Below are 21,944 nucleotides of genomic sequence, written 5' to 3'. Positions count from 1 at the left end.
AGCCGGTTTGCCACAAGGCCGGGCGGACGTTAGCTCGCGCCGCCCTGCAGGTAGCTGTCCAGGCAAGCATACAGCTGCCGGCTCTCCAGAGGTTTGCCGATGAATTCATCCATACCCGATTCCAGGCCGCGCTGACGGTGCTCTGCCAGTACGTGGGCGGTCACGGCGATGATCGGCACGGCTTGTAGCTCAAGCTCCGCTTCCAGCTTGCGTATCCGCCGGCTGGCTTCGAAGCCATCGAGCTCCGGCATTTCGCAGTCCATCAGGATCAGTTGCACGGCTTCCGGATCGCGACGATAGAGGTCCACGGCCTGGCGTCCGTTGTCGGCGAGCTGAACTGCGTAACCGCGCTTCTTCAGCAGGCCGCGCACCACCATCTGATTCACCGGGTTGTCTTCGGCGACCAGAATGCACGGCTCGCGGGGTGGCTGCTCGGCCGGCGCTTCTTCGATAGCTTCGCTGGTCCGCCGCGGCTCCTCGGCGTACAGGGTTTGCAGCGCCTCGCGCAGCGGCGTGCTCTGCAGAGGGAGCGCCAGGCTGATCAGGCGTAAGCCGGGCGATGGTGGCGGTGGCTCGTGGACTGGCGAATAGAGCATCAGCACCCGCTGATTCGCCTCCAGATGCGGGCGAAGACGCTCCAGCCACTGCGCCGGACTACCCGGCCAGGGCGCCAGCAGAACCAGCAGTGGCGGGGCGGTGAAGTCAGACAGGTAGTCCGGCAGGCATTCCGGGGTCTGGCAGCGCTCGGTGCGCATGCCCCAGCGCCGCAGCAGATGGCTCAACGCTTCGAGGCCCTCGGTATCCTGCGAGGCGAGCAGCGCCGGGCGGCCGCCGAGCAGATGGGCGAGGGGGTCTTCCGTGTCGCTGGCGCTTTGCAGCGGAATCTCGAAGCAGAAGCGACTGCCGCGGCCCGGTGCGCTCTGCACCTCGATATGGCCGTTCATCATTTCCACCAGCTCCTTGCTGATCGCCAGGCCAAGTCCGCTGCCACCATAACGTCGGGTGGTACTCGAATCGCCCTGAGAGAAGGACTCGAACAGTTGCGCCAATACTTCCTGACGCATGCCGATACCGCTGTCGCTGACGCAGAACACCAGGCGCCGGGTGCCTTCCTGGGTCTGACGGCAGGAGACTTCGAGCAGTACGTGGCCGTGCTCGGTGAATTTCAGCGCATTGCTCAGCAGGTTCATCAGAATCTGTTTGAGTCGCGTGGGGTCGCCACGAATCCGTCGCGGCACGCCGGGCTCCAGGCCTACGTGCAGGCTCAGCTGTTTCTCCAGCGCCTGCGCGGTGAACAGGCGGATGGTTTCGGAAATCAGGATTTCCAGATCGAAGTCGATGTCTTCCAGGCTGAGCTTGCCGGAGCCGATCCGGGCGTAGTCGAGGATGTCGTTGATCACCGCCATCAGCGAGTTGCCGGAGCTGGAGATGGTATCCAGATAGAACTGCTGGCTGCGGTCCAGCGGCGTTTCACGCAGCAGTTGCAGCATGCCGAGCACGCCATTGAGCGGAGTGCGGATCTCGTGACTCATCTTGGCCAGGAAGCGGCTCTTGGCTTCATTCTCGCTGGCGGCCCGCTCGGCGGCCTCACGCGAGCGGTAGCCCTCTTCCTTGAGCAGGTTGATGCGATCGGCCAGGCCGATGGACAGGGTGATCAGTTCGAAAGCGACGCTGGCCTTGACCACCGCCGCGCCGTACAGGCCGAACAGCTCGAAGCCCAGCGAGCCGGCCGTGACCAGGATGAACGAGGCCAGCAGTACGCCCCAGGCCAGCGTGTAGTAGACGCCATAGCGCACGCCGCGACGCCAGACGAAGGCGCCGGTGGCAAGCAGGCCGACCGAGGCGGCGATCACCGTGATGCTGGCCAGGATGCTCCAGGTCTGCACGTCCAGCAGCAGCCCGGAAACCATGCTGCCGAGGGCGATCAGCAGCGTGCAGCGCAGCACCAGGTCGAGCCGTGGAAAGAGCTCGCGGGTGTGCAGGAAGTGGCGGCTGAACTGGATGGCGATCAGGCAATGGCTGAACATCAGGACGTAGATGCCCATGGCCACCAGCCCGCCGTCGTCGGCCAGCCATTTGACCAGCAGGCCGTCGAAGGAGAGCGCGAACAGTCCGACGTTGAGGGTGTAGACCAGATACCAGAAGTACGCCGGCTCGCGCAGCGAGGCGAAGAGGAACAGGTTGTAGCAGAACATCGCGAACAGCACGCCGTAGAAGGCGCCGCTGATGCCGCTCAACTCCTGTTGCTGGGCCGCGCTGGCGTTGTAGCTGCTGAAGTACAGCGGCACGTAGAGCGTGCTGGTGGTCTTGATGCGCAACAGAAGGGTGGTTTCGCCCGGAGGCAGATCGACGGGAAACCAGAAGTCGCTGACCTTTACCGGACGATCCGCGAAGGGGTAGCGATCTCCGGTCAGCTGCCTGCTGATGCTGCCGTCGGGGTACTGCAGGAACAGCTCGATGTGGTCGAGCAGCGGGTAGTTGATTTCGACGAAGCCGCCGAGCGGTGCGTCCAGCTCGTTGACCAGTCTGGCGCGTAACCACCATGTCGAGCTGTTCTTGCCCTCGTTCACATGGCCGCTCTCGACGGTGCGCATGCGCTCATCCGCGAATGCCATGACTTCATCGACATCCAGCGTGCCATCCGGGTCCTCGAGGTAGAGGGTGCCGCTTCCGAGTGACTTGCGCAGGTCGGGTGAATCGAACACGACGGGCGAGATTGCCCAGGCTTGGAGCGACAGGCAAAACAGCAGCAAAGCCAGGCATGAACGCGGCGTCATGTTTCGTTCCGGAAGAGGCGCGCCCAAATGGGCGACACATATTAGTAGAGCGATGTGACGGTACCGATTCCTTGGGCTCTACATGGCGCCTTCAGAGTGCCGCACGTCCTTGTCCGGTTAACTTTGCCGAGTTACACGCCGAGCGGCAAGCGTCTGCTGTGCGAAGCAGGCGCCTGGTCACGTAAGCCGATGGCTCAACTATCACGCTCCTGGGGTTGGTGCTGGCGCCCGATCAGTGTGTCGACGGGTGGTACACGGGTGTCGTTCTCCATCTGCGCATCATGTTCCAGTTGATGGCTGAAACGTTCCAGCGAGTCCTTCGAGTGCTGTGAGTCGCTGGCGAAGACCGGCTGGCTGAGCATGTAGCCGCAGAGCAGGCGGCTCATGGCCGCGAGGCTGTCGATGTGGGTGCGTTCGTAGCCATGGGTGGCATCGCAGCCGAAAGCCAGCAGCGCGGTGCGGATGTCGTGTCCCGCTTCGACCGCCGATTGGGCGTCGCTGTGGTAGTAGCGGAACAGGTCGCGGCGCACCGGGATTTCGTTCTCGCTGGCAAGCTTGAGCAGGTGCCGGGACAGATGGAAGTCATAGGGGCCGCCGGAGTCCTGCATCGCCACGGTTACCGCATGCTCACTGGAGGCCTGGCCCTTGGCGGCTGGCGCGATGTCGATGCCGACGAACTCGCTGACATCCCAAGGCAGGGCGCCGGCGGCTCCGGAGCCGGTTTCCTCGGTGATGGTAAACAGCGGATGCACATCGATGGGCGGTTCGCGGCCGCTTTCGACGATGGCCTTCAGTGCCGCTAGCAGCGCGGCGACGCCTGCCTTGTCATCCAGGTGACGGGCGCTGATGTAGCCGTTCTCGGTGAATTCCGGCATTGGATCGAAGGCGACGAAATCACCGACGTTGACCCCCAGCGCGCAGGTTTCGTTGCGGCTGTAGGTATAGGCGTCCAGGCGCAGCTCGACGTGGTCCCAGCTCACCGGTGCTTCATCCACGGCGGTATTGAAGGCATGCCCCGATGCGAGCAGCGGCAGTACGCTACCGCGGATAACTCCGGTATCGGTGAAGACACTGACGCGGCTGCCCTCGGCGAAGCGGCTCGACCAGCAGCCCACCGGTGCCAGGCCCAGGCGGCCGGTATCGTGAATCTCGCGAACAATGGCGCCGATGGTGTCCAGGTGCGCCGCGACGGCGCGATCCGGGCTGTAGCGCCGGCCCTTGAGTGTGGCGCGGATGGTCCCGCGGCGGGTCAGCTCGTAGGGGATGCCCAGCTCGGCCAGGCGCTCGGCAACATAGCGCACAATGGTGTCGGTGAATCCGGTGGGGCTGGGGATGGCGAGCATCTCCAGCAACACGCGTTGCATGTAGTTGAGATCGGGTTCGGGGAGTTTTGCGGTCATGAGAGCTCCTGTTGACGGTGCCTTTTCAGCCACCGGATGGAGTGAATGTCGGAGAGCGGGACCCGCCATAGTGACGAACGACCTGTGGCGACCCGGCTTGGCGCCGGGTCGCGCCAGACTTAACCTGCGGTGCTAAGTGGGAAGAGCAGGTCGATGAAGCGTTCGGCGGTCGGCTGCGGCTGATGATTGGCCAGGCCGACGCGCTCGTTGGCCTCGATGAAGACGTACTCCGGCTGGTCCGGTGCAGGCACCAGCAGGTCCAGGCCCACCACCGGGATGTCCAGCGCGCGGGCGGCGCGTACGGCGGCGTCGACCAGCTCGGGGTGCAGTTGCGCGGTGACGTCTTCCAGCGTGCCACCGGTATGCAGGTTGGCGGTGCGGCGCACCGCGAGCCGGTGTCCGTCCGGCAATACACTTTCGAAGTCGAAGCCGGCGTCGCGCAGGCAGCGCTGGGTTTCCTCATCCAGCGGAATGGAACTCTCACCGCCGGTAGCGGCCTGGCGCCGGCGGCTCTGCTTCTCGATCAGCGAACCGATGCTGGTGCGGCCATCTCCGATGACTTCCGCCGGGCGGCGTATCGCCGCGGCGACCACCTCGAAACCGATCACCACGATGCGCAGGTCGAACCCCGGATGAAAGCTTTCCAGCAGCACGCGGCTATCGTACTGCCGGGCGCGCTGGATGGCGTCTTCCATTTCGGTCGCATCGCGCAGGTCCACGGCGACGCCCATGCCCTGTTCGCCATCCACCGGTTTGACCACCACGCTGCCGTGCTCGGCGAGGAACGCGGCATTTTCCTTCGGGCCGGCGGCCAGTTGTTGCGCCGGAAGGCAGATGCCCGCCTGGGACAGGGTGCGGTGGGTCAGGCGCTTGTCCTGGCAGAGCGTCATGCTGACAGCCGAGGTCAGGTCGGATAGCGACTCTCGGCAGCGTACCCGCCGGCCGCCCTGGGTCAGGGTGAACAGACCGGCTTCGGCATCGTTGATCTCGATCTCGATACCGCGCCGCCGGGCCTCGTCGACGATGATCTTGGCGTAGGGGTTGAGCTTTGCTTCCGGGCCAGGGCCGAGAAACAGCGGCTGGTTGAAGCTGTTCTTGCGCTTGACGGTGAAGGTCTGCAGGTCGCGGAAGCCCAGCTTGGCGTACAGCGCCTTGGCTTGCTGGTTGTCGTGCAGCACCGACAGATCGAGATAGGCCAGGCCGCGGCCCATGTAGTGTTCGATCAGGTGACGCACCAGCGCCTCGCCGACGCCCGGCCGCGGGCAGCTTGGCGAAACCGCCAGGCACCACAGGCTGGAGCCGTTTTCCGGATCGTTGAAGGCGCGGTGGTGGTCGATGCCCATCACGCTGCCGATGATCTGCCCGGAGGTCTCGTCCTCGGCCAGCCAGTACACCGGACCGCCCTGTTCGCGAGGGGTGCAGCGCTCCGGGTCGACTGGCATCATGCCGCGCGCCTGGTACAGGCCGTTGATGGCCTGCCAGTCGGCTTCGCTCTGGGCACGGCGCACGCAGAAACCGCGGAAACGCTTCTGCGCAGGGCGGTAGTCGGTGAACCAGATACGCAGGGTATCGGAGGGGTCGAGGAAGAGTTGCTGCGGTGCATAGGACAGAACCTGATGTGGCGCGGCGACGTACAGCGCGATATCGCGCTCGCCCGCCTGCTCGTTGAGCAGTTCGGCAGCGAGTTGGGCGGGATCGGAGTAGGTGTGGCCGACCAGAATGCGACCCCAGCCGCAATGCAGGATCACCGGGCCGCAGGGCTCCTCCTGACCGTCCTCGGCGAAGCGTGCCTGCAGCCGCTGGTAGGTCGGAGCCTGTCCGCGCAACAGACGCTGACCGTAGGCTTGGGACTTCTGCATGGTGCGTTCCTTGATGCTAAGTCACGAACCGGCAGCGGCGGGGCGATGTGCTTGCCCCCGTGGCGCGTGGCAACCGCAGCCGTTCGTGAGCGGGTTATCGGGGCCGTCGTGGCCTGGCGCCTGCAGCGGCCAACGTCAAAGGCCTTGTTCGCTCAACCATAGGTTGACCGCCGCCAGCTGCCAGAGTTTTGAACCGCGCAGCGGCGTGAGCTGGCCATCCGGATCGGCGAGCAGCTTCTCCAGTGCCTGCGGGTTGTAGAGGCCGCGCTCCTGGCTGGGGTCGAGCAGCATCTCGCGAACCCAGTTCAGCGTCGCTCCCTGCAAGTGCTTGAGGCCCGGCACCGGGAAGTAGCCCTTAGGCCGGTCGATCACCTCGGCAGGAATCACCTGGCGCGCCGCTTCCTTGAGCACATACTTGCCGCCCTCGGGCAGCTTGAATCTGGCCGGGATGCGCGCCGACAGTTCGGCAACGCGGTAGTCGAGGAACGGCGTGCGCGCCTCCAGGCCCCAGGCCATGGTCATGTTGTCGACGCGCTTGACCGGGTCATCGACCAGCATCACCGTGCTGTCGATACGCAGCGCCTTGTCCACCGCCGCATCGGCGCCGGGCTGGGCGAAGTGCTGACGGACGAAGTCGCCGGAGAAGTCGCCCTGGACCCACTGCTGCTGCACGGTCTCGGCATATTCCTCGTACGTGCGGTCGCGGAACGCGGCCAGGTAGGCCGCCACCGGGTCTTCGGCGCCGTCCACCAGCGGATACCAGTGGTAGCCGGCGAACAGTTCGTCCGCACCCTGGCCGCTCTGCACCACCTTGCAGTGCTTGGCCACTTCCCGCGAGAGCAGGTAGAAGGCTATGCAGTCATGGCTGACCATCGGCTCGCTCATCGCCTGGAAGGCGGCCGGTAGCTGCTCGAGGATTTCCTTTTCCTGAATGCGCAGCTGGTGGTGGCGCGTGTTGTAGTGCTTGGCGATCAGATCCGAGTACTTGAACTCGTCGCCGCGCTCGCCGCCGGCATCTTCGAAGCCGATGGAAAAGGTCAGCAGGTTATCGGCCACGCCGGCTTCGCGCAGCAGGCCGACCAGCAGGCTGGAGTCGACACCGCCGGAGAGCAGTACGCCGACATCCACCGCGGCGCGCTGACGGATCGCCACCGCCTCGCGCATGGTGTCCAGGGTGCGCTGTTTCCAGTCTTCGAAGCTGTAGTTGCGCTCCTCTTCACGGGCGCCGAATTCCAGCTCCCACCAGCGCTGGGTGGTGGTCGCGCCATTGGCGTCGACGCGCATCCAGCTCGCCGGCGGCAGCTTCTCGATACCGGCGATCAGCGTGTCCGGTGCCGGAACCACGGCGTGGAAACTCATGTAGTGATTCAGCGCCACCGGATTCAAAACACCGGCGATATCGCCGCCCTTGAGCAGTGCCGGCAGCGACGAGGCGAAGCGCAGGCGCTGGTCGGTGCGCGACAGGTACAGCGGCTTGACGCCGAGACGGTCGCGGGCGATGAACAGCTGCTGGCTGTCGCGCTCCCAGATGGCAAAGGCAAACATGCCGTTCAGCCGCGGCAGCAGCGCTTCGCCCCAGGCATGGAAGCCCTTGAGCAGCACTTCGGTATCGCCTTCGGAGAAGAAGCGGTAGCCCAGGCCTTCCAGCTCGGCGCGCAGTTCCGGGTAGTTGTAGATGGCGCCATTGAAGACCATCGACAGGCCGAGGGCCGAGTCGATCATCGGCTGGCCGGACGCCTCGCACAGATCCATGATCTTCAGGCGTCGGTGACCCAGGGCGAGTGGGCCCTGGCTGTGGAAACCGCACGCGTCGGGGCCGCGCGCAGTCAGTTGTTGAGTGATGCGTTCAACCGCAGCCAGATCGGCCGGGCGGTTATCGAAGCGAAGTTCTCCAGCTATGCCACACATAAGATCCTTACCGGTTTTGCCGTTGGGGAGTGTGACTGGCCCGTCACCCGCGAAGTTCAGCCTTTCGGATCAGCGCAGCGGCACCGATGCGGCCGGGAACAGGTCAGTCAGCTTTTTACACCAAAACAAAAAAATGCTTTGATGTCAAAGTTAGTTTTCGCAAGAAAAGCCGCATATGACTGAAGAAACAGTTTTAAACGAAAGCAATAGTGCCGGGCTGGAAGCCTTCGAAATGCCGCTGTTTCAGGCCATGCGCCGGTTGCAGCAGGACGCCGAAGTACATGCCAAGCGTCTGGCGCGCTACGGAGGCTTGAGCCCTGTGCAGCTGATGATCCTGCAGGTGCTGGCTAGCGAAGGGCAGTTGACCGCAAGTGACCTGAGCCGGCGCGTCAGCCTTACCGCAGCCACGCTTTCCGGGCAGATCGACCGGCTGGAGGAGCGCGGGCTGTTGCAGCGCCAGCGCGACGACCAGGACCGCCGCCGCCAGTGGCTGCTGCTCAGCGATAGCGGCCGCGCCTTGTTGCAGCAGGCGCCAGCGCTGCTGCCACCGGAATTCCGCGCGCGTTTCGCCGCCTTGCCGCAATGGGAGCGCCACGCGCTGACCGCCGCGCTGCTGCGTGCCGCCGAGCTGTGCGGCGACATGGAGTGAACACCTAGGGGTCTGTTCCCGTTTCATCGCGAGCCCGCGAATGAAACGGGAACAGACCCTAGCGCGAGTTCTTCAGGCTTTCCACGGTCAGCTCCAGCGCCTTGCGCATGTCCAGCCGTGCTGAGCGACCGACATCGCGATCATCCAGTCGATAGCCGCGCTCGGACGGCAGGATCGGCGCGGTAAGGTCATCCGCCTCGGCGGGCTCGAAATCCGAGTCGCGGCCGATGGTCATGGCGCTGCGGCGTAGCAGTTCACGCACCTGATCCGGCTCCAGCCCGGGATTGACCGAAAGCATCGCACCCACCGCACCGGCGACCAGCGGCGTGGCATAGGAAGTGCCGCAGTGCACGTCGCCGCGCTGCTCGGGATCGAGAGTTGCTGCACGGGTGCAGGCGGCGGCGGTGATGTCCACGCGCATATCGACGTTGGATGATTTGCGCTTGCGTACGTAGTCGGGGTGCTCCACCGAGACCTTTTTCCGGTCGTTGCGCTCATGGCCGCCGACCACCAGCAGCTGCTCGGTGATGAACGAGGAGGGCAGTCGATAGTCGTCACGCCCGGAGTGCGCCGAGCCATTGCCGGCGGAGTTGATCACCAGGACGTCGGGATGTTCGCGGCGCAACCAGAGGAAGAATTCCTCCAGCAATTCCTCGTAGCCGCTCATGGCAATGCCCGAACGCAGCAGCGAATCCACCGGTTCGCCCTCCACATCCACCGTGCCAATGCGGTGGATGCCCCAACTCCAGTTGAGGATGCGCGCGCCGTCCTCCACCAGATTCACCGAGGCCGCGACGTTGGCCGTGATGCCGGCGTCCGAGTTGCGCTCGACGATCACCTCGAAGCCCGGCCCGGTGCCGTCCAGTGCACTGAGAAAGCCCTGGTCGCGGGCATCGCTGGCGTGGGCGGCGAGAATGCCGGCGACGCTGCTGCCGTGATTGTCCGGCCGGTCGGCGTCGCGGGCGTAGAGGCAGATGCGCTGTTGTTGTGGATCGCAGGGTCCGAGGTACTCGGCAAAATGCGGTGCATCGAAGTCCACCGCACGCTCGATGATGCCGATACGCACCGGCTGTTTTTCGCCGGCGCGCTGGCCGGCGGGAATGCGTTCGCGGTAGTAGTCCACCGCATCGAGGAAGCGGTTGGCGGCCCACTCCCGGTTCTGCGGACGCTTCTGATCCGCGGTCTTGCCGGTTTCCTGCTCGTCGTTCTCGGCGGCCGATTCCTCGATCACCACGGCATCCACGCCTACCTCGCTGCCCAGGCGCAGCACCATGGCGTCGCGCTCGGTCAGATCTTTCACTGGTAGGCGCAGCTGATAGGTGTTCAGCGGCGGTATGGCGCCGACCACCTTGGCGCCGTACTTCTCGGCGAGCTGCCGCGCCTTGTCCAGGCCTTCGTGATCCTCCTCGATGATCAGGCTGACCAGGTCTACGTAGGTGGTCAGGTCATCCATGTTGCGCGCCACTTCATCGGGTTTGGCGGCGAGCACCTGGCTGCGACCAGCCGAGAGCCAGACCGGATTGCTGCGTTGCCCGTGGCGTTCCAGCCACAGCGGGCCGCTGCGCACCGCGTCCGGCGCTAGGGTCAGGCGCAGCTGCTTGCCGTCGCGTTGGAGCGTGTCGGCAGCCACTCGCTCGCCGTTGAGGTGCAGCTGCACCTCGCCACGGGGCAAACCTTTGGCGCTCAGGCACCAGCTCAGCGAATCCTCGGCGAAGAGGTCGCCGCAGCGCTTGAGCTGGGTGATGCGGATGGGATCTTCTGCAGCTGCCGGAAAGGCGGCGAGGGCGCTCAATAACCCGAGGCCGAGGGTGAACAGGGTGGAGGCGCGTTCTGGCATGGTTCAACGTCGCTCGAGGTAGTTGACGCTGAAAAGCCCGCGCCGATCGGTCCACTGACCGCGACAGTCGAAGCCGGCGGCATCGGCCAGGGCAGCGAAGGATTCCAGCGTGTACTTGTAGGAGTTTTCCGTATGCAGGCTTTCCCCAGCATCGAAGTGGAAGCGCCGGCCTTCGATGGTCACGTCCTGCGCATCGGGGCTGATCAGGTGCATCTCAATGCGCGATTCGGCCTCGTTGAAGAAGGCGCGATGGACGAAGCGTGACGGGTCGATGTCGCTGTCCAGCTCGTTGCGGATGCGCTGCAGCAGGTTGAGGTTGAAGGCGGCGGTGACATGGGCGCGGTCGTTGTAGGCCGCCTCCAGCACCGCGCGGTCCTTGACCAGGTCGACGCCGATCACCAGGCCGCCGCCGGCCGGCAGCACATCGTGCAGACGCTGCAGAAAGGCTGCGGCCTCGCCCGGGGTGAAGTTGCCGATGCTGGAACCGGGGAAGAACATCAGCGGGTGCTCGCTGGAAAAATCTTCCGGCAGGTTCAGCTCGTTGGAAAAGTCGGTACAGGCAGCATGCACCTCCAGCCATGGGTAGTCCGCCGCCAGGCGTTGGGTACTGCTGAGCAGGAAGTCCTCGGAGATGTCGATGCCCAGATAGCTGGTCGGGTGCAGTGCCTCCAGCAGCAGGCGTACCTTGCGACTGGCACCGCTGCCCAGCTCGATCAGGTCGCTGTGAGGGCCGGCGATGTCGAGGATGTCGTTGGCCGCCTCGGCGAGAATCTGCTCCTCGGTGCGGGTGATGTAGTACTCGGGCTGCTGGCAGATCTGCTCGAACAGCTCGGACCCGCGACGATCATAGAAAAACTTCGGCGAGGCCCATTTCGGGCTCGCGGCGAACCCGGCGAGGGTTTCGTCGCGCAGCGAGGCGTCGTGTGGCTGTTGCAGCTGATCGTGAAAGTGAATTGCCAGCGCCATGTTCAGAGCCCTCTGGCCAGGCGCAGCCCGGCGAACTGCCAGCGCATGGCCGGCTGGAAGAAGTTGCGGTAGGTGACCCGTAGGTGGGATTCCGGCGTGGCGCAGCAACCGCCACGCAAGACCATCTGGCCGGACATGAACTTGCCGTTGTACTCGCCGAGGCTGCCCTCCAGCGGGCGAAAACCCGGATAGGGCAGGTAGGCGCTGGCGGTCCACTCCCAGACATCGCCGAACAGCTGCCTCGGGCCGTCATGGCCAGGCGGCGCGGCGACCGGTTGCAGGTAGTCGCTTTCAAGGAAATTGCCGCGCAATGGCTGGTCGGCGGCGGCGACTTCCCATTCCGCTTCGCTCGGCAGCCGCGCACCGGCCCAGCGTGCGAAGGCATCGGCCTCGTAATAGCTGATGTGACAGACCGGTGCCTCCAGGTCCAGCGGGCGTAGACCACCAAGGGTCATCTCGTACCAGCTGGCGTCCTCGCGCAGCCAGTACAGCGGAGCGTTCCAGCCGGCCTGATGGATCAGGTCCCAGCCGTCCGACAGCCACAGCTCCGGGCGGGCATAACCGCCGTCAGTGATGAACGACAGGTATTCGCGGTTGCTCACCAATCGTTCGGCAAGCTGGAAATCCTCGACGAACTGGCGATGTCGCGGGGTTTCGCAATCGAAGGCGAAATCGCTGCCGGCATGCCCGATGTGCTGCACACCGCCGGCGTATTCATGCCAGCGCGGGCGCTCGGGGCTGCTGGGCCGGGGCTGGGCGAGATCGTCGCGATAAACCGGGTGCAGCGGGTTCTGCGCGAGGATGTGCTTGATGTCCATCAGCAGCAGCTCCTGGTGCTGCTGCTCGTGCTGCAGGCCGAGGCCGACGCGGCGGACGATTTCGGCAGCCTGCTCGCGCGGCGGATTGCTCAGCAGTTCGCCCATGGCCTGGTCGACGTGGCGGCGATAGCGATAGATCTCGTCCACACCCGGGCGGGATAGCACACCGCGCCGCGCCCGCGGAAAGGGCAGGCCATGAGTCTGGTAGTAGGAATTGAACAGGTAGTCGTAGGCCTCGTTCAGCCGCCGGTAGCCGGGCAGATAAGGCAACAGCAGAAAGGTCTCGAAGAACCAGCTGACATGCGCCAGGTGCCATTTCGGCGGGCTGACTTCCGGCGTGCTCTGGATGACGTAATCCTCGACCTGCAGCGGCGTGCAGATCGCCTCGCTGGTGGCGCGTACCTGCCGGTAACGCTGCAGCAACAGGTCGAGTTCGGCGAGTACCGGGTGCGAATGTGGCTGCTCTGCCAGGTTGCCCATGGCTGTCCCCCTCGGGTTTGACGACCGAAACGGCCTCCCATAGCGACCCGGCGCGGCGGGCAAAAGTTTCTGCCGGCCGGCTTGGCGACCATGAAGAAAAAGCGGCCGCGCTCTGGTCACTCTGTATGAGCAAAGCAGGGGATCGAGCCATGCGAAAGTTGTCAGTCCTGGGTTCCGCAGTGCTGTTGGCTGCCTGCGGGCAACACAATACGGCGTCCTACACCGACGCCGCGGGCGCGCCGAAAAGCGCCGAGACGCGCACCCTCGAGGCCGGCGCAAAGCTGTTGCAGGGCAAGGCGCCGCTGAATGCCGTGAGCGCTTACCTCAACGGCTTTCACTTCTACAACGGCGACATGGACGGGCAGATGGAGGCCCACCACTACGTCACGCGGCTGAACGAGGACGTGATGCAGGCGCTGATCTACGACGGCAATGACAGCGATGCCAAACTCATGGGCGTCGAATACATCATCAGTGCGCGCCTGTTCGCGACACTGCCCGAGGACGAGAAGAAGCTCTGGCACAGCCACGATTACGAGGTGAAGTCCGGCTCGCTGGTTGCACCTCGCCTGCCGCAGGTCGCGGAAAAGCAGCTGATGGAACAGGTGGTCAGCACCTATGGCAAGACGTGGCACACCTGGCATACCGATCGCGACAAGGAACTGCCCTATGGAATTCCGGCGCTGATGATGGGCTTCACCGCGGATGGCCAGCTGGACCCGGCGCTGGAACAGGCCCGTGACGACCGTCTCGACGTGGATACCCAGGCGATCCGCCGCAGTCGCGAGTCGATCCCGCAGCCGACGGTCGATCCGGCGGCAAATGCCTGGGAGAAAGGTGAAGTGATCCAGCTGCAGCGGGTGCGGGGGGGCCGGCGAGCATCGCCACGGCGATGGGGCTGGGCGGGCGGAAATCATCGAGTCGGGACGCCTGCAACAACAGCAACAGCGCAGCGATGAACTCTGAGGTTACTCGCCGTCGACCGGGGGCGTCGGGCGAATCAGGATTTCGTTGACGTCGACATGGGCCGGCTGCGACAGGGCATAGAACACTGCGCGGCCGACATCCTCCGGTTGCAGGGCATAGGGCGGCGGCTCGTCGAACAGCGGCGTGTCGACCATGCCCGGCTCGATCAGAGTGACTCGCACACCGCTGCCGCGCAGTTCTTCGCGCACGCTCAGACCCATCCCGGTCACCGCCCATTTGCTAGCGCTGTACATCGAGCCGGGAATGACGAAGCGCCCGGCCGCCGAACCGGTGAGCAGCAGATGACCGCGGCTGGCCTTCAAGGCGGCCAGCGTGCAGCGCAGGGTCAGGCCGACGCCGTAGACGTTGGTCAGCAGCATGGTTTTCCAGACTTCGGGATCGGCGCCGCTGAAACCGCCGTCGCTGTCGGGGATGCCGGCGTTGGCGTATACGGCATCGAGCTGGCCGTAGTGATCGAGCACGCGTTGCACCATGGCTTGCTGCTCGGCGTAATCGGTCACGTCGCAGCGAATGGCGAGGGCGCGCTGCGGCCCGATTTCATCGACCAGGTGCTGCAGCTTGTCCTCGGAGCGTGCGGCTAGCGCCAGCCGGTAGCCGGCCGCCGCTGCCAGGCGTGCGGTTGCCGCGCCGATACCGGATGAGGCGCCGGTGATCAGCAGCACGTGATCGCTCATGGCCGCTCCTCAGTAGTTCGGCGTGGTTTCCGGAATGGCGCTGTCGTCGGTGATGAACGGCATGCTCCAGGGTTCGAGGGTGCAACCCTTGTCGATCAGCTCCTGACGGGTCTGCTCGATCACCTGCGCCATGCGCAGCGGGTCGGCGTAGTCGCGCACCTGCGCCACGCGGGTGATTTCCTCGCCGCTGCCGTTCATCACGGTGAAGCCGAAGCTGTCGTCCTCGGGGTTGGCGCTGGTCACGCAACCACAGGGCAGGAAGGCTTCCGAGGCCAGTTGCATGGCGTTGTCGAGGCTGAGCGGGGTGGTGGTCATGGTCATCTCCGTTGCGTTGCGGATGTATCAAGTTGACCGCCATATCCCATGGCCGTTTCCCGACCGCCGACCGGCTGTCGCTTGTGCAAAGGCCGGGGCGCCACCATATTCATCGGCATGACCACGTCATCCGTCGATCCGCTTGGCCGTTTCCACCCCGCCGTGGCGGGCTGGTTTTCCCGCAGTTTCCCCGCACCGACGCCGGCCCAGGCGGCTGCCTGGCCGCTGATCCGAGTCGGTCGTTCGACCCTGGTGGCCGCACCCACAGGCTCGGGCAAGACGCTGACTGCCTTTCTCGCCGCCATCGACGGTCTGGTGCAGCAGGGGCTGGCCGAGGGCGGCCTGGCCGACGCGACGCGCGTGCTCTATATCTCGCCACTGAAGGCCTTGTCCAACGACATCCATATCAACCTGGAGAAGCCGCTCGCCGGGATCACCGCGGAGCTGGCGCGTCTGGGGCTACCTGCGCTGGAAATCCGCACCGCGGTGCGTACCGGCGACACGCCGCAGGCCGAGCGCAACGCCATGCGCAAGCGCGTGCCGCATATCCTCGTCACCACGCCGGAATCGCTCTATGTGCTGCTCGGCTCGGCATCTGGGCGCGAAATGCTCGCCGATGTGCAGAGCGTGATCGTCGACGAGATTCACGCCATCGCAGGCAACAAGCGTGGCAGCCATCTGGCGCTGTCGCTGGAGCGACTGGAAGCGCTCTGCAATCGGCCGCTGGTGCGGGTCGGCCTGTCGGCGACGCAGAAACCGATCGATGCGGTGGCGCGCTTTCTGGTCGGCGTCGAGCGACCGTGCGAGATCGTCGACATCGGCCATGGCCGCGCCCGCGATCTTGCGCTGGAGGTGCCGCCGGTGTCGCTGGAAGCGGTGATGAGCAACGACGCCTGGGCACTGGTCTACGATCGCCTTGCGGCACTGGCTGGCGAGCATCGCACCACGCTGGTGTTCGTCAACACGCGGCGCATGGCCGAGCGCACCACCCGCCACCTGGCCGAGCGGTTGGGTGCAGAGGTGGTCGCTGCGCATCACGGAAGTCTGGCCCGCGAACAGCGGCTGAGCGCCGAGCAGAAGCTCAAGCGCGGCGAGTTGCGGGTGCTGGTGGCCACTGCCTCGCTGGAGCTGGGCATCGACATCGGTGATGTCGAGCTGGTCTGCCAGCTGGGCTCGCCACGCTCGATTTCGGCTTTCCTGCAGCGGGTTGGGCGCGCCGGGCACCAGGTCGCCGGGGTGTCCAAGGGGCGGCTGTTTCCCAGCTCCCGCGACGACCTGATCGAGTGTGCCGCGCTGCTCGACGCCGTGCGTCGTGGCGAGCTGGACACGCTGAATATCCCGCACGCGCCGCTGGATGTGCTGGCCCAGCAGATCGTCGCGGAGGTGGCCTGTCGGGAATGGGAGGAGGAAGCGTTGCTCCAGCTGTTCCGCCGCGCGATGCCCTATGCCGCGGTCGACGACGCGACCTTCCAGGCACTGCTGCGAATGCTCGCCGAGGGCTATACGACCCGCCACGGAACCCGCGGCGCCTATCTGCACCGTGATCTCGCGACGCGCAGCCTGCGTGGCCGGCGCGGTGGCCGGCTGACCGCACTGACCTCCGGCGGCACCATCGCCGACAACGCCGACTATGCCGTGCTGCTGGAGCCGCAGGGGCTGAATATCGGCACGGTGAACGAGGACTTCGCGGTGGAGAGCCTGGCCGGCGATGTGTTCCAGCTGGGTAACACCTCGTATCGCATCCTCAAGATCGAGTCCGGGCGGGTGCGTGTCGAAGATGCTCAGGGCATGCCGCCGAGCATTCCCTTCTGGCTGGGCGAGGCGCCAGGGCGCAGCGACGAGCTGTCCTTTGCCGTGGCGCGGCTGCGTGACGAGATCGATCGGCGGTTGGCTGAGGGGGCGGCGGTGGGCAGGGTGGACCTGTCGCCCGCGATCGATTGGCTTACCGGCACCCTTGGCCTGGCGGAAACCGCCGCGCGACAGATCGTCGAATACCTGGCGCGTGCCCGCTCCGCACTTGGCGCCTTGCCGACTCAGCAGCGGCTGGTGATGGAGCGCTTCTTCGACGAGTCCGGCGGCACCCAGCTGGTCATTCACTCGCCCTATGGCAGCCGCATCAATCGCGCCTGGGGGCTGGCACTGCGCAAGCGCTTCTGCCGCACCTTCAACTTCGAGCTGCAGGCGGCGGCCACCGAGGACGCCATCATTCTTTCGCTGTCCACCAGTCACAGCTTTCCGCTGGCGGAAGTCTGGCGCTACCTGCATTCGGCCAGTGCCGAGCAGGTGCTGATCCAGGCACTGCTGGATGCGCCGCTGTTCGGTGTGCGCTGGCGCTGGATCGCCACCACGGCACTGGCGTTGCCGCGCATGGCCGGCGGACGCAAGGTCGCGCCGCAGCTACAGCGAATGAAGAGCGACGATCTGCTGGCCACGGTCTTTCCCGACCAGGTTGCCTGCCTGGAAAACATCGTCGGCGAGCGCGAGATTCCCGATCATCCGCTTGTACGCCAGACACTCGATGACTGCCTGCACGAGGCTATGGATAGCGAAGGCTTGCTCGCGCTGCTGCGGCGCATGGAGGGCGGCGAGGTTGAACTGCTGGCGCGTGATCTGCCCGCACCGTCGCCGCTGGCCATGGAGATTCTCGGCGCGCGCCCTTACGCCTTTCTCGACGATGCACCGCTGGAAGAGCGCCGCACCCAGGCGGTGCTCGCGCGGCGCTGGAGCGATCCGGAGTCGGCTGACGATCTGGGCGCGCTGGACCCGGAAGCGATCGCCGCCGTGCGTAAGGAGGCCTGGCCCGAGGCGCGCAGTGCCGACGAGTTGCACGAGGCGCTGACAGCGCTCGGTTGCATTGCCGAAGCCGAGACCGCCGCACAGCCGCAATGGAGCGAATGGCTGGCCGAACTGGCCCGTGGCGGCCGCGCGACGCGCATGCAGGTGGCGCACGACCGTGTCCTCTGGTTGCCGCTCGAGCGCCTGATGCTGCTGCGCGCGGTCTATCCGCAGGCCCCGTTCCAGCCGCATCTGCAGGCGCCCGGCGGCTACGATCAGCCAATCGAGGAAGAGGCGGCACTGGTCGAGCTGATTCGTGCGCGGCTGAGCGGCTTCGGCCCGCTGCCGGTGGCGTTGATCGCGCGGCCGCTGGCGTTACCGGCCTCTGCCGTCGCGGCGGCGCTGGTCCGTCTGGAAAACCAGGGTTACGTGATGCGCGGGCGTTTCAGCGCTGGCGCAGTGGAGGAGGAGTGGTGCGAGCGGCATCTGCTGGCGCGTATCCATCGCTACACGGTCAAGCGCCTGCGGCGGGAGATCGAGCCGGTCGAACGTGTCGATTTCATGCGCTTTCTTGCTGACTGGCAGCATCTGTCCGCGACCACGCGCATGCAGGGGCGCGAGGCGCTGGCCACTGTCGTCGAACAGCTGGAGGGCTTTCAGGCCGCGGCCGCAGCGTGGGAGGCCGATCTCTTGCCGGCGCGCCTGAAGGATTATGGCGGCACCTGGCTGGACGAGCTGTGCCGCTCCGGCCGCATTGTCTGGACGCGGCTGGCCGGGCGACTCAGGGCCAGCACCGGGCCGGTACGCGGCACGCCGATCGTGCTGCTGCCGCGGCGCCAGTTACCGGCCTGGTATGCACTGGCCAGCGACGCGCCGGCGCCGGAGCTGTCTTCACGGGCACAGCGGGTGTTCGAATGTCTGAACGCCCAGGGCGCGCTGTTCTTCGATGAGCTGCAGCACGACGCGCATCTGCTGCGCAGCGAACTGGAGGATGCCCTTGGCGAGCTGGTGGCGGTGGGTTTGGTGAACGCCGACAGCTTCGCCGGTCTGCGCGCATTGCTGGCGCCGGCGAGCAAGCGCTCGCGCACGGCCCGACGAAGCCGTGGTGGTGCCTTTATCGGCGGGATGGACGACGCCGGCCGCTGGGCACTGGTGCGCAAGTCTGGAGCGGGCGAAGAGGAGGCAAGAACACCGGCGTTCGATGCAGAGGCGCTGGAGCACATTGCCCGTGTGCTGCTGCGCCGTTACGGCGTGGTGTGCTGGCGCCTGCTTGCGCGTGAAGCGGACTGGTTGCCGCCCTGGCGCGACCTGTTGCGGGTCTACCATCGGCTGGAAGCCCGTGGCGAGATTCGCGGCGGACGCTTTGTCGCGGCGGTGGCGGGCGAGCAGTTCGCTCTGCCGGAGGCGCTTGGCTTGCTGCGCGAGGTGCGCAAGGGGCCGCTGACCGGCGAGATGCTGGCGGTGTCCGCGGTCGATCCGTTCAATCAGCTCGGCACCCTGTTACCGGGCGCCAGGGTGCCGGCTCTGGCGGCTAACCGGATCCTGTTTCGCGACGGGCTGCCGGTGGCTGTGCTGGCGGCGGGCAAGCCGCAATGGCTGGTCGAACTGGACGAGGATGCCCAGCGCGAGGCGCGCCGCCTGCTGACGCCAGCCAGACGCTGAGTAGTTAGTTAGTAGCCTGTTTGGTACGTTCAGTTGGTAAATGTCGGCGCCCATGGCTCCGATACTGTGTTGCTGCTCCTTGCCATGGCCCGCCAGGACCCGTCGCAGCGCCTTTGTTTTGCAGCCATGTTCATCCGACTTTGCCTTAACCCACTCACCGCCCAACCACCAGGGATCAGGCTGTCGGCGCCAGGCATTTCAGGTCGCTGAAGTCGGTGCGCAGCTGCGCCAGGCGCCCGCTGAGGTGGGTCCGCTGCCCTTCGTCGGCAAGGCTATAGAGGTCGGCCACCAGGTCCAATCCGGCCTGCTCGGCACGCTGCAACGCGGCCTGATCGTCCGTACTCAGCAACTCCTCGCGCTCCTGCAGCAGCTGCGCAATGCGGTCGTCGAAATCGGCGCGGTGGCGCTGCTCGACCGCAGCCAACAGCAGCTCTTGCCAGCGCTCGCGGTTGCCCAGCCAGCGGCTGTTCTGCTCGTTCAGGGTGTGAGACCAGAGCAGCACGCGTTGTCGCTGGTCCGCGTTCAACTGGCCGAACCAGTACTGCAGACGCTCCTGCATGCGCTCGGCGCGCTCGCGAATCTGCCGTTCCAGCGGCGGAGCCAGGTATTTCTCCCGGTACTCCTCTCGGTTTTCCTCCAGCGCGCTGCGCAGTTCGGCGACCTGCTTGTCGCTCAGGGCACGCAGCAGGTCCGTTGCGGTGGGGGTGATCTCCACGGCAACGCTGTGCATGGCGTCGCGGACGTCGCGGTACTGTGGTTCGAGATCGCGGCGATCGAGCTGGCCGCCAGCAGTTTCACGCTCAAGCTGTTCGAGGTTGGCCAGCAGTTCCGGCAATTGCGTGCTGCAGTGCCAGGCCAGGTGCTCGCGCAGGCGTTCGCGCAGCTCGTCCTTCTGACGGTTATCGAGGTCGAGATAGTCGTTGAGCGTCCAGGGCACGACCATGTCGAGGTTGCGATAGACCAGGGTGGCGCGGCTGCAGCCGTTCAACAGCGCGGCGCAGAGCAGGGTCAGCAGGAGCAGGCTGGCAATGGGGCGCATCGTCTTTCCTCGAGCGTCGGCGGCTGTTCTGTAGAGCCACGGCAGCGCCGGGGGTTCGGCTGGCGGACCGTTTCGTCGGTACCGGCGAGCAAAGGCGGCTGGCCTGTGGTCTTCCCTACATGGAGTCGTTCCGACGATATGGGACGGCCGATTTACCCAGCAGCAGTGGAGAAAAGCCATGACCTCTCAGATCAAGCACCTCAGCGGCGAAGACGTACCCAAGGCCTGGCGCCCGACCTGGGCCGTGTGCTGGGTGGTGGAGCTGAACGGCACCATCGTCGGCGGCCCCTATGCCACCGAACAGGAAGCGCGTGCGGTGGCCGATGGCGACGAGGAGCCGCGGATCTCGCAGACCCCGGCGCCCTGAAGCGGTAACAGCAGGCCCTCGGCCCGTAGCTAGCGGGACTGCTCCAGACAGTGCTGCGGGCAGGGCGCCTGATACGGGACCGATGGCGGTGGCGGTGCGACCAGCTGATTCACCAGTGCCAGCGATTTGTCGAAGGATGGATAGCCGCTGCGCGCGACATCCAGCTCGCCGTAGGCGTCGCGGTAGCGTTCTGCGCGATCCTCGTCTGCTTCGTTGAGCAGGTACGGCTCGTGGTAGATCTTGTAGAGCAGCGCTACCGCATGGGGGTGGCCCTTGCGCTTGGCCTTCTCCAACAGGTCGAGCACTTCCGATGGCTCCGGACCCTGGCGGATCAGCAGCAACGCCTGATAGAACTCCGTCTCGCCGCGCCGATCCAGCTTCGCACTGCGATCGAGCAGCGCCTGGGCAAGCTCGTAGCTGTCTTCGTCGCCGATCGAAATCAGAATTTTCGCCTGCATCAAATCGTTCTGGTAAAGCAGTCGCTCTGCACGACACTGGTCGTTCCAGACGCTGTCGCAGGATTGAGTGGCGCAGCCGCCGAGGGTCAATAGCAGACTGACCAGCAGTGCCTTTTTCATGGCTGAATTGGTACTCCGTTCTCTTTTCGCCAGTATGAGCCGTGCCAGCTTCGATTCGCCAGTGGCGCTTACGTTCGCTCAATAATTGGGACAGGGCGCGCTCATCTCTTGCAGGCCGTAGCGCCTGAGCAGGGTCTGCCAGCGCGCGCTGTGCGGCAGATCGGCGATGAGCTGATGCACGAACTGCGTGGTTTCGGCTGGCAGGCTGGCGGTCATGAGCACGTGCCGGTCGAAGACATAGAGCGGGCGTGGCGAAACATGCAGCGGTGCGTCCGGCGCCTCTGTCAGGCTGAAGAACAGCCGTGAGGAGCGCGGCATCAACGCGACATCGATGCGCTGGTTGAGCAGCTTGTTCAGGTTCTGCAGATCGTTGTGCCCGTCTTCGCGCTGGATCAGGCCCTTGTCGATGTCGCCTTCCAGCGCCCGGTAGAGATGCCCGAGCACGCCGCCCAGACGCAGCCCGTGCAGTGATTTCGGGCCGTCATAGTCGACCGGCTTGTCGTTGTGGGACACGAAGTCCTGGATGTCGCACAGCAGAGGCCGAGTCCAGCTGGCGCCGGCGGTGAGGCGCTCGGGGAAGAACTCCGGCGTGGCCCATAGGAGGATGCCGGGCTCCTTGTCCTCGAGGCGTGCATCGAGACGTTTGCGCGGCAACTGGGTCAGCTGGAAGTGATAGCGGTCCTGGTTGGTCGGATGCTCGTTGAGCAATTGCACCAGCGCTTCGGAGAGCCCGGGGTTCTGCCCCGAGGCAAAGGGCGGCGAGGGTTGGTAAGCCCATACGGCGACGGGCTCGGCAGCCAGGATGCTCAGCGGGAAAACGGTCAGCAGCAGGAGCATCAGTTTCTGCATCGCG

Annotated in this window: 15 protein-coding genes and 1 pseudogene; 4 read left to right on the top strand and 12 right to left on the bottom strand. The window is 65.5% G+C overall.

Translation table 11 applies throughout. The features are described 5' to 3' along the window. Nucleotides 1-29 precede the first annotated feature (29 nt). From RT582_RS04690 to RT582_RS04675, 4 genes are all read right to left on the bottom strand, one after another. Nucleotides 30-2,777 (bottom strand): hybrid sensor histidine kinase/response regulator, encoded by a 2,748-nt coding sequence (locus RT582_RS04690; protein ID WP_313476755.1) that lies wholly within the window; start codon nucleotides 2,775-2,777, stop codon nucleotides 30-32. A 194-nt stretch (nucleotides 2,778-2,971) separates the two neighbouring features. Next, a complete protein-coding gene (locus tag RT582_RS04685; protein ID WP_278349263.1) occupies nucleotides 2,972-4,177 on the bottom strand; it encodes an osmoprotectant NAGGN system M42 family peptidase in 1,206 nt (401 codons plus the stop codon). 119 nt (nucleotides 4,178-4,296) lie between these two features. Continuing rightward, nucleotides 4,297-6,036, bottom strand: coding sequence for an N-acetylglutaminylglutamine synthetase (ngg, locus tag RT582_RS04680; protein ID WP_045666273.1), 1,740 nt, complete (start codon nucleotides 6,034-6,036; stop codon nucleotides 4,297-4,299). Nucleotides 6,037-6,171: 135 nt separating this feature from the next. Further along, nucleotides 6,172-7,944: an N-acetylglutaminylglutamine amidotransferase gene (locus tag RT582_RS04675; protein ID WP_313476753.1), complete on the bottom strand. Its 1,773-nt coding sequence runs from the start codon at nucleotides 7,942-7,944 to the stop codon at nucleotides 6,172-6,174. Between the two features lie 175 nt (nucleotides 7,945-8,119). Here RT582_RS04675 and RT582_RS04670 point away from each other — a divergent pair, with 175 nt between their 5' ends. Further along, nucleotides 8,120-8,593, top strand: a complete 474-nt coding sequence (locus RT582_RS04670; protein WP_104097083.1) for a MarR family winged helix-turn-helix transcriptional regulator — start codon at nucleotides 8,120-8,122, stop codon at nucleotides 8,591-8,593. 58 nt (nucleotides 8,594-8,651) lie between these two features. Here RT582_RS04670 and RT582_RS04665 read toward each other — a convergent pair whose 3' ends face one another. Genes RT582_RS04665 through egtB form a run of 3 tightly spaced genes read right to left on the bottom strand, consistent with a single transcriptional unit; the run spans nucleotide 8,652 to nucleotide 12,694 of the window. Further along, complete coding sequence (locus RT582_RS04665; RefSeq protein WP_313476751.1) at nucleotides 8,652-10,430, bottom strand: S8/S53 family peptidase; 1,779 nt, start codon at nucleotides 10,428-10,430, stop codon at nucleotides 8,652-8,654. Nucleotides 10,431-10,433: 3 nt separating this feature from the next. Further along, on the bottom strand, nucleotides 10,434-11,396 hold the full coding sequence (egtD, locus tag RT582_RS04660) for an L-histidine N(alpha)-methyltransferase (protein WP_313476748.1): 963 nt from the start codon (nucleotides 11,394-11,396) through the stop codon (nucleotides 10,434-10,436). Between the two features lie 2 nt (nucleotides 11,397-11,398). Then, complete coding sequence (egtB, locus tag RT582_RS04655) at nucleotides 11,399-12,694, bottom strand: ergothioneine biosynthesis protein EgtB (protein WP_313476746.1); 1,296 nt, start codon at nucleotides 12,692-12,694, stop codon at nucleotides 11,399-11,401. A 149-nt stretch (nucleotides 12,695-12,843) separates the two neighbouring features. On the opposite strand from egtB, the pseudogene RT582_RS04650 reads away from it, so the two are divergent. Next, a pseudogene (locus RT582_RS04650) lies at nucleotides 12,844-13,660 on the top strand (OBAP family protein). 2 nt (nucleotides 13,661-13,662) lie between these two features. On the opposite strand, the gene RT582_RS04645 reads toward RT582_RS04650, so the two are convergent. Both RT582_RS04645 and RT582_RS04640 read right to left on the bottom strand, forming a co-directional pair. Next, nucleotides 13,663-14,355: an SDR family oxidoreductase gene (locus RT582_RS04645; RefSeq protein ID WP_313476743.1), complete on the bottom strand. Its 693-nt coding sequence runs from the start codon at nucleotides 14,353-14,355 to the stop codon at nucleotides 13,663-13,665. Between the two features lie 9 nt (nucleotides 14,356-14,364). Then, entirely contained in the window at nucleotides 14,365-14,670 is a 306-nt protein-coding gene (locus RT582_RS04640; RefSeq protein ID WP_014819807.1) for a hypothetical protein, read from the bottom strand. A 117-nt stretch (nucleotides 14,671-14,787) separates the two neighbouring features. Between RT582_RS04640 and RT582_RS04635 the strand changes: the two genes are divergently transcribed. After that, on the top strand, nucleotides 14,788-19,107 hold the full coding sequence (locus RT582_RS04635; RefSeq protein ID WP_313476741.1) for a DEAD/DEAH box helicase: 4,320 nt from the start codon (nucleotides 14,788-14,790) through the stop codon (nucleotides 19,105-19,107). Nucleotides 19,108-19,282: 175 nt separating this feature from the next. On the opposite strand, the gene RT582_RS04630 is transcribed toward RT582_RS04635, so the two are convergent. Next, on the bottom strand, nucleotides 19,283-20,146 hold the full coding sequence (locus RT582_RS04630) for a DUF6279 family lipoprotein (protein WP_104097089.1): 864 nt from the start codon (nucleotides 20,144-20,146) through the stop codon (nucleotides 19,283-19,285). Between the two features lie 178 nt (nucleotides 20,147-20,324). Here RT582_RS04630 and RT582_RS04625 point away from each other — a divergent pair, with 178 nt between their 5' ends. After that, nucleotides 20,325-20,513, top strand: coding sequence for a hypothetical protein (locus tag RT582_RS04625; RefSeq protein WP_014819810.1), 189 nt, complete (start codon nucleotides 20,325-20,327; stop codon nucleotides 20,511-20,513). Nucleotides 20,514-20,542: 29 nt separating this feature from the next. Here the strand turns inward: RT582_RS04625 and RT582_RS04620 are convergent, their stop codons facing one another. Then, nucleotides 20,543-21,091 carry a hypothetical protein gene (locus RT582_RS04620; RefSeq protein WP_312915679.1) on the bottom strand — a complete coding sequence of 183 codons (549 nt, stop codon included), beginning with the start codon at nucleotides 21,089-21,091 and terminating at the stop codon, nucleotides 20,543-20,545. 78 nt (nucleotides 21,092-21,169) lie between these two features. Then, nucleotides 21,170-21,940, bottom strand: a complete 771-nt coding sequence (locus RT582_RS04615) for a PAAT family amino acid ABC transporter substrate-binding protein (protein ID WP_313476737.1) — start codon at nucleotides 21,938-21,940, stop codon at nucleotides 21,170-21,172. Nucleotides 21,941-21,944: the final 4 nt, after the last annotated feature.

It is taken from the genome of Stutzerimonas kunmingensis (assembly GCF_032106285.1).
Lineage (GTDB): Bacteria > Pseudomonadota > Gammaproteobacteria > Pseudomonadales > Pseudomonadaceae > Stutzerimonas > Stutzerimonas kunmingensis_B.
The sequence above is the reverse complement of the archived record's forward strand: the minus strand, read 5'-3'. Positions and strand labels throughout refer to the sequence as shown.